The organism is Novipirellula sp., from assembly GCF_041583735.1.
Classification (GTDB): Bacteria; Planctomycetota; Planctomycetia; order Pirellulales; family Pirellulaceae; genus Novipirellula.
On record NZ_JBFHFD010000351.1, the window covers coordinates 1 to 8,827 of the forward strand.

6 protein-coding genes are annotated in these 8,827 nt (G+C 54.0%); 4 read left to right on the plus strand and 2 right to left on the minus strand.

Features of this window, described 5'->3' with window-relative positions:
• The coding region (locus tag ABX962_RS22150) for a M3 family metallopeptidase (protein ID WP_372722394.1) at positions 1-1,899 on the plus strand (1,899 nt) is incomplete at its 5' end.
• Between the two features lie 135 nt (positions 1,900-2,034).
• Here the strand turns inward: ABX962_RS22150 and rtcA are convergent.
• On the minus strand, positions 2,035-3,075 hold the full coding sequence (rtcA, locus tag ABX962_RS22155) for an RNA 3'-terminal phosphate cyclase (RefSeq protein ID WP_372722396.1): 1,041 nt from the start codon (positions 3,073-3,075) through the stop codon (positions 2,035-2,037).
• Positions 3,068-4,573 carry an RtcB family protein gene (locus tag ABX962_RS22160; RefSeq protein WP_372722398.1) on the minus strand — a complete coding sequence of 502 codons (1,506 nt, stop codon included), beginning with the start codon at positions 4,571-4,573 and terminating at the stop codon, positions 3,068-3,070. The genes rtcA and ABX962_RS22160 overlap by 8 nt, the downstream gene beginning before the upstream one ends.
• A gap of 256 nt (positions 4,574-4,829) precedes the next feature.
• On the opposite strand from ABX962_RS22160, the gene rtcR reads away from it, so the two are divergent.
• The 3 genes from rtcR (at position 4,830) to ABX962_RS22175 (ending at position 8,566) form a co-directional block, all read left to right on the plus strand.
• Positions 4,830-6,443: an RNA repair transcriptional activator RtcR gene (gene rtcR / locus ABX962_RS22165; protein WP_372722400.1), complete on the plus strand. Its 1,614-nt coding sequence runs from the start codon at positions 4,830-4,832 to the stop codon at positions 6,441-6,443.
• Positions 6,444-6,514: 71 nt separating this feature from the next.
• A complete protein-coding gene (locus tag ABX962_RS22170; RefSeq protein ID WP_372722402.1) occupies positions 6,515-7,501 on the plus strand; it encodes a potassium channel protein in 987 nt (328 codons plus the stop codon).
• A 435-nt stretch (positions 7,502-7,936) separates the two neighbouring features.
• Entirely contained in the window at positions 7,937-8,566 is a 630-nt protein-coding gene (locus tag ABX962_RS22175; protein ID WP_372722404.1) for a hypothetical protein, read from the plus strand.
• Positions 8,567-8,827 lie beyond the last annotated feature (261 nt).

The window sequence follows — 8,827 nt, forward strand, 5'->3', positions numbered from 1 at the left end:
AGCGAACCGCCGACGTTTGAAAACACAATCGTTGCAATGGAGCAAGCGGGCAAGACGCTTGACCGTGTGGAAACGCTGTTCGATGTCCACACCAGCAACCTGAACGTGGGCCCAATCCCCGATATTGAACGTGCAGTTGCCCCCAAGTTGTCCGAGCACCGTGACAGCATCTATCAAAACGAAAAACTGTTCAAACGCATTGAAGCGATTCACCAAAGCGATGCGATGAAATCGTTTACCGTCGCTCAAAAACGATTGGTCGACGATCTCTACAAAACCTTCGTCCGCCAAGGAGCGAAACTGAACTCAAGTGACAAAGCCAAGCTATCGCAAATCAATACGCGGTTGGCTCGACTGTTCACCGATTTCAGCCAAAACGTGCTCGAGGACGAAAAAGGCTATGTCACCTGGATCGATAACGAAGCCGATCTGGCCGGATCGCCCGACAGCGTGATTGCGGCGATGAAATCGGCAGCCGAAGAACGCAACCACCCCGACCGATGGGCCGTCACGAACACGCGTTCGTCGATGGATCCGTTTTTAACGTACGCGGACAACCGCGATTTGCGGGAAACGGTTTGGCGAAACTATTACAACCGCGGCGACAACGGCGACGCCCACGACAACAATGCGATCATCTCCGAGATCCTCAGCTTGCGTGCCGCGCGAGCCAAATTGCTCGGATACAAGAACCATGCCGAGTGGCGACTAGAACCGACCATGGCCAAAACGCCTGCCGCGACGATGGATTTGATGATGAAGGTGTGGCCCAAAGCAGTCGCACGCGTTCGCGAAGAAGTGGCCGATATGCAGGCGATCGCAGATTCCGAGAACGCTAACATTACCATCGCTCCGTGGGATTACCGCTACTACGCCGAAAAAGTGCGTAAAGACAAATACGATCTCGATTTCAACGAAGTCAAACCCTATTTGCAACTGGAAAAACTTCGCGAGGCGATGATGTGGGCCGCCGGTGAACTGTACGGCATGCAGTTTACCGAGATCAAAGATGTCCCCGTTTTTCACCCCGATGTTCGCGTCTGGAAAGTCGAGGATACGGACGGCAACCGCGTCGGTCTGTGGTACCTCGATCCCTACGCTCGCGAAGGCAAACGAAGTGGCGCGTGGATGATGGATTACCGCAGCCAAGAAAACATCGACGAACCGATCACGCCAGTCGTTTCCAACAACTCAAACTTCGTCAAAGGGATCGCGGGCAAACCGTCGTTGATCTCGTGGGACGACGCCGTAACGCTGTTTCACGAGTTCGGCCATGCACTGCACAGTTTGAACTCGAAGGTAAATTACCCTTCGCAAGCGGGTACAAGCGTAGCGCGTGATTACGTCGAGTTTCCGTCTCAGATTATGGAGCACTGGCTCGACACGCCCGAAGTGCTTAGCCAATACGCGGTGCATTACGAAACCGGCGAACCGATGCCGCCGCAGTTGCTGGATAAAATCAAGAAGGCGTCAAAGTTCAACCAAGGCTTTGACACGGTTGAGTATTTGTCCAGCGCAATTGTCGACATGAAGTTGCACACCACGGACCAGGCCTCGATCGAACCTGACGCGTTCGAAAAACAAACGCTGAAGGAGATCGGCATGCCCGATGAGATCCCGATGCGTCACCGCACGCCCCAGTTTGCTCACATTTTCAGTAGCGACTCGTATTCGGCGGGTTACTACAGCTACCTGTGGTCCGACGCGTTGACTGCCGACGCGGTCGAAGTGTTCGAGGAAGCGGGCAGTTTTTACGACAAAGCGACCGCAAAAAGCTTGCACGATAACGTGATGAGTGTTGGCGACACGATTGATCCAGCCGAAGGATTCCGTCGATTCCGAGGCCGTGATGTCGACACAAGTGCTCTGTTGCGGAAACGCGGCTTCCCCGTCGAGTAAGGTTGCGACTCGCGGCAGATGCATGTAGCACGTGGTTTCGCCAGTACAAAGGACGCCGTGTGCCCCCTCTGCCAAACGCAGTTTGGCAGAGGTCGAGCAGAGCCTTCAGCGATTGCATTGAAACGAGGTGAAGCGTCAATCCTGTGGCCCAAAGCGGATCGTCACCGATCCGCTTTCGTCGTCCTCTTGCACGTCTAGCTGGATGTCCAAAAAGAGCCTTAGCACATCGAGGTGCGTCTTGCTGTGCAGCGTCAACGGGCCGCTGCGAAATTCGCTTGTTCGTCCCTGCATCGCCGCCAATCCCATTGGCAACATCAACTGATCGGCCAAATGTTCGCCGACGGGGACCGCTCTGGCGATATGGGCTCGCGTTTGTCGCAATACGCCTCGCGCGATGTGCTCTGCCTTGACGCCCACCTTGCCAAACCCGGTAAACGTCTCGGTCACACTCGGCGTTGACCACTGGATCATCACCACGTTGCCAGGGCCACGTGGTTGTGAAACCTCGTGCACGTGAAAACAGTCGGCGTCCCAGTTTGTCTTTCGCCGAATCGTATCACATTCACGCTGTCCCACCGACTTGGGAATCGCCGAGACGAGCGCGGTCACGCGAGGTGACGCCTTCTCGTCACACTCGATCAACGTTACCGCCTCTAAAGTGCGACACGGAGTGATGTTCAATTGAAACTTTCCGCCGCCAGCGGGATAAAACCCGTAAGCTTTGACCTCAATTTCACTCGCGACTCCCATCTTGGCCAATTGTGGCAAAAACGAATCTCGGAAAAAGTCCAATGGTGGCGCCGCTGGATTATGAGTGCCTCCTTCGAACGTCACTTGCGACGGATGATCCGCGAGCATCAGAGCCGGCAAAACGGTTTGCGCGACCAACACCGCACTGCCAGCCGTGCCGACTTTGAAGTCAAATTCGCCACCACGGGATTCATTTGGCTCGAACGTAATCGATTGTGATCCAATCGCATCACCCTCGATCACCGCATTACAAACCGCGCCTGCGGCACGTACAGACGTGAGATGTTGTCGCATCAGCCCTGGTTTCCGGCGGCCGGATCGAATATTGACGATCCGAATCGGTTGCTTTGTCACCGCGGCGAGCGCGAGCGAGGAGCGGAGGATTTGTCCGCCGCCCTCGCCCTGAGATCCATCAATTTCAATCATCCGCTTTACTCGCATCCTTAATCACGAAACGTGCCTTCAAGCGAGCGACTTCGCTCGCCAATCCAGCGGTCTTTACCGATCGCAGCACTTCCTCGAAATCCTTGTACGCCGCCGGAGCTTCATCTTTGGGATAAAACCGGCAATTACTGAGGATATCATGCTGTTCGAATTCCTCGTCGATCGTCGTTTGATCCAACACGCGATTGGCATGACGTCGCCCGAGCGTACGTCCAGCACCGTGATTCAGACTAAAGCACGCCTGCTCGGCACCGGGATCCGCCACCATTACCGCCGAGCCATCCCGAGGATTCCCCGGCAACAAAATCGGGTGCCCCGTATCGGCAAACGGGGTCTCACGCAAAGCGTAATGGCCGGCGGGAAACGCACGTGTCGCTCCTTTGCGATGTACCCATGTCGGCCGATTATCCATGATCTCCTTGCGTGCAATGTTGTGACTGATGAAATAAACCAACGCCCCCGTCGTTCCCGGCAATACTTCTTGAAACGCCTCTAATACGAGAGCATTGATCAACAAGTGGTTCGCGGTTGCAAAATTTGCTCCCAGCGCCATGTCGTCCAAATAGTCGTCGGCTTCGCTCGTTCCCAGCGGTGCATAAACCAATTGGCGATCTCCGGCCGGCAGTGGAATATCCCATTTGCTGAACTTGTTTTGCAATGTCTTGAATTGGCCCGATGCCAAGTTGTGTCCAAAACCTCGCGATCCACAATGCGACAAAAACGCGACCTTTCCGTCACGCAGCCCAAACGTTTCGGCAACCGAACGTGAACGGTCATCGTCCCCGACGTGAACCACTTCGCATTCACCGAAATGGTTTCCTCCGCCGTACGAACCCAATTGACTCATCTTGTCCGAAAAATTACTCATGTGCCGCTGAGCAAGCAGAACCTCCAAACGATTTTCCAATGCATCTCGAGTTTCGTCATGTCCAAGGTGAAACGAATCCTCGCATCGATCTGCCCAGTCAATTGGAATACCAAGTTGCTGACAAACACTTTCGCTGGCTCCTTCGACAACGAGTTGCTTCCCTAGCGTTCGGTTCACAGGACGCGACTTCTTGGCACTTCGTTGTCCTTTGCCGGCACCAGTCGGCGTACGCTGGCAAATCGCTGAGATCAGTGCACGACGCGTTTGGCGGTCCTCGATGACGTCCGCGGGGACATCCAATTGCAACAAACTCATCGAACACTTGATATCCACTCCCACCGGTCCTGGGTAAATGTGCGTGGGCGATACCATCACACATCCCACCGGAGCTCCGTAACCGAGATGGGCATCGGGATTCAGCACGACATCGGTCACGCCTGGTGCGAGCCGCGAATTGATCGCTTGTTGCAAACAAACTTCGTCGAATGTGTCGCGAATTGCCTCGGTCCCAATCACTTTGATCGGCGGCGTCGATTCGGTCGGCAAGATCGCGGTCGCTTCGCCGGTCGCGATCATCTTGTTTGGTGCAGGCTTGTACAGCGTCGTATGCATGGGGATGCCTATGATTCGAGTGAGCGGGCGAGCCAGTTTATCGGTAAAGCGGCTGGCTGAAAAATTCGGGGCGTGATTGGAGGTACGCCTCCTGACCTCGCTTGAATTCCTTCACTTTGCACAACACGTGCCAAACCATACTAAATTGACACTAACCCATTGACCCACAATGACTTAACAACGCCCAAGGATTTTGAGAACACAGACACAAAGCCGCCTTTACACTCCATCTATCGCGTGACTTATAATTCTATCTATGCATAAATCACGCGTCATTATCGGCTTCCTCGGCACCCAATTAGATCAGCCTGCCAAGCGGGGCGATCGCTGGTCAGGTTGGCGCCCCAGTATTGCGGTGTGTCAGCAACCCGATTTGATCGTCGATCGGTTCGAGTTGCTGTGCGATCGACGGCACGAGAAATTGGCCGAGAGTGTGGTCGCCGACATCCGCTTGGTTTCTCCCGAAACCGAGGTGCGTCTTCACTGGAACCAGCTTCGTGATCCTTGGGATTTTGAAGAGGTCTATGCGCTGCTGCATCAATTCACTCGTGACTATTCGTTTGACACTGATCGCGAGGAATACCTCGCCCACATCACCACCGGCACGCACGTCGCACAGATTTGTTTGTTCTTGTTGACCGAATCGCGTCACTTGCCCGCCGCACTGCTGCAAACCTCGCCACCGAATCGCAGCGGCAAAGATCCTCGCGGCGTCTACAGCGTGATCGACTTGGATCTATCGCGGTACGACCAATTGGCCAGCCGGTTTCAGGCCGAACACCAGGAAGGATTGTCGTTTCTAAAGTCCGGAATCGAGACACGGAACAAGGCCTTCAATCAATTGATCGAACGGATCGAACAAGTGTCGCTGGCAACGCGTGCACCGATCTTGCTGAGCGGGCCAACGGGAGCGGGCAAGTCGCAGCTCGCCCAACGCATCTTTGCACTCAAACGACATCGTCAACAAGTTGCCGGCCCGTTGGTCGAGGTGAATTGCGCCACGATTCGCGGCGAACAAGCGATGTCGACATTGTTTGGTCACGTGAAGGGCGCGTTCACAGGAGCGGCCGCTACGCGTGCTGGACTGCTGAAATCAGCTGACCAAGGCGTGCTTTTTTTGGACGAGATCGGCGAACTAGGGTCCGACGAACAAGCGATGTTGCTGCGAGCGATCGAAGAGAAGACTTTTCTCGCGGTGGGGTCGGATGAGGCGACGTCGAGCGATTTTCAATTGATCGCAGGCACCAACCGTGATTTGCATCAAGAAGTTGGCAAAGGCAATTTTCGCGAAGACCTTTTGGCTCGGATCAATCTGTGGTCGTTCGCGCTGCCAGGATTGGCGCAGCGTCGCGACGACATCGATCCCAACATTGAATTTGAATTACAGAAGTTCACCACGAATCATGGACGCAAAGTGACGTTCAACAAGGAAGCACGCAAAAAGTTTATCGAGTTTGCGCATGATCCATCGACGCTTTGGAAGGCCAATTTTCGTGATTTGAATGCAGCGATCACGCGAATGGCAACGCTGTCGCCGGGCGGACGTATTACGATTGACATGGTCGACGAAGAAATCACGCGGCTAAGGGCTAGTTGGCGAGGCTCGGAAAAACCCGATAGCCATGCCGCGACATTGCGAACCGTGCTGGACGAGAAGCAAATGGCCCAGCTCGATCGATTTGATCAAGCCTCACTTGCCGAAGTGATCAAGGTCTGCTCGCAATCCCCTTCGCTCTCCGCAGCTGGTCGCGAGCTATTCCAAGTCTCGCGGCAATCCAAGCAGAAAGCGAATGATGCCGATCGGCTGCGAAAATATCTAGCAAAATTCGGAATCCAGTGGAGTGATATCTCCGCAGTGAATTTTTCTTAGCGCCCTGAAATGGGTGGGCTGATGCCTTAGGATAATGGAGCAAAAAACACTCAAATCGCGTTAATCAAACAATGCCCAACCGACATCACAACCTCGCTCACCGGATCGCAGCTCATTCTGCGCCTGCGATGTTTTGGATATCGCTGGCTTTTTTGGTCTGCCAATCGGTTTTGGTGGTGCTGTGGGTCGACGTGCCTAATTTAGAAGAAACGCTGATTCACGATCCGGTCACCGATGAAACGGTAATTGCGTACACGCTGCCGCCGATCAGCAGTACCGAAGTCGCGGCCATTGTTCTGATGCTGCTGATTTGGCCGATCGTGATCGCCGAATCGATCTACCACTGGTACACCCGGCCCTGGAACGCCGAGACCCGCTGGACGCACTTCTACTCCGGCGTGTTTTGCATCTGCCCTTCATTGCGAATGTGCGCACGCAGTGTCGAGATGGGGAACCGTATTTGGCTACCAACGATGGGATGGCGTAAGGCGGATGCGCGATTGCGCCGGCGACTGGAGCGGTACTTCAGTTTGCCGATGATCTGGATCGCATTGCTGATCATGCCAGTGTTGCTGATCGAATTGTTGCTGAAAAACCAAGTCGCCCAATACGGTTGGCTTCGCTTTGCGCTACACTTCAGCACCGGAGCAATTTGGTTTTGTTTTGCCGCCGAGTTTATCCTGATGGTTTCGGTAGCAGAAAAGAAAATTGCCTACTGCAAAACGCATTGGTTAGATTTGGCGATCATTTTATTGCCGTTGGTTTCGTTTCTGCGGTCGCTGCAATTTTTGCGAGCCACCGGAATCACCAAGATGGTGCGGTTGTCTCAGATCAACCAAGTCGCACGGATGTATCGTTTGCGAGGGACGGCACTGAAGGCCGTGCGTGCGTTGGTACTTTTGGACATGCTCGAACGGGTCCTGCGGCCATCGCCTGAACGATCGCTGGTAAAGTTAAACGCGCAGCTCGATGAGCTTGAGAAGGAAGCGAAAGCGATACGTCGCAAAATCGCCAAGCTCGAACGCGAGATGCCAATGGAAATGTGTGCCGAAGAGTAACGCAATCAGCAGTTAAAAATTTGTCGCATTCGCGGTTGCTACCAAAGTTATTGACGATAGACGTCAACGACTGCCACCGCCAATGAATGAGCGAAGCAAGAGCAAGCAGCAATTTATCGAAGGACGTGCGGCTATCCGCCGATGTATTGGTGTCCGGGCTTTGGCCGCCGTTTTTGGACCTCGAAAAAGAATCGCCTAAAGGCTATACACCAGCGCTGGTGTCCCGGCTTTAGCCGGCCAGACCAGCCCATAAAAAGAGCCGCCTAAAGGCTATACACCAGCGCTGGTGTACCGGCTTTAGCCGGCTAGGTCACCCCACGAAAAGAGTCGCCCCATGGCTGTACCCCAGCGACGGTAAACAGCCATTAGCCGTCTTCTGATACAATACTTGTAATAGAACTCACGTCGCCCTACTTGCAGTCAATAGGCATCCCAATGCCCAAAGATCCCAATGCCATGTATCGGTGGCGGCAATGGACGCCAGAGCAGCGATCCAAAATTCTCACCGAACGCCGTCAACGCAATCACCCTGCTCACTCGCCGGCACACATTCAAAGCGACCACACTTCCATCTATCTCATCACCGCAGCCTGCTTCGAACACGCTCCGATCATTGGAAGGTCTGACAAACGACTCGCGGATTTCTCGTTGCAACTCTATGAATTTATGCAAACACATTCCCGAACCCTATTCGCCTGGGTCGTGCTTCCCAATCACTATCATGTATTGTGCGATGTAGTTGAGCTCCACGGGATGTTTGAGCAGCTTGGAAAATTGCATGGCCGCACATCGTTTCAATGGAATGGCGAGGACGGCATGCGAGGACGACAAACTTGGTGCAAAGCAGCCGAGACCGCCATGAAATCGGAAGGGCATTTTTATGCGTCACGAAACTATGTTCTCAACAACCCCGTGCATCATGGGTACTGTGCAAAATGGACCGATTGGCCATTTAGCAACGCGACTGAATATTTAGAGAGCGTTGGACGTGAGCAAGCATTTCGATTTTGGCAATCCTATCCGCTTCACGATTACGGAAAAGACTGGGATCCCGCGACTTTGTGAGCCAGGGCTGATGCCCAGGCTTTAGCCGTCGTCTTTGGGCCTCGAAAAAGAATCGCCTAAAGGCTATACACCAGCGCTGGTGTACCGGCTTTAGCCGGCTAGGTCACCCCATGAAAACAGCCGCCCAATGCCTGTACGCCAGCGCTGATATCGAGGCTTTAGCCGTCGTCTTTGGACCTCGAAAAAAGAATCGCCTAAAGGCTATACACCAGCGCTGGTGTACCGGCTTTAGCCGGCTAGGTCACCCCATGAAAACAGCCG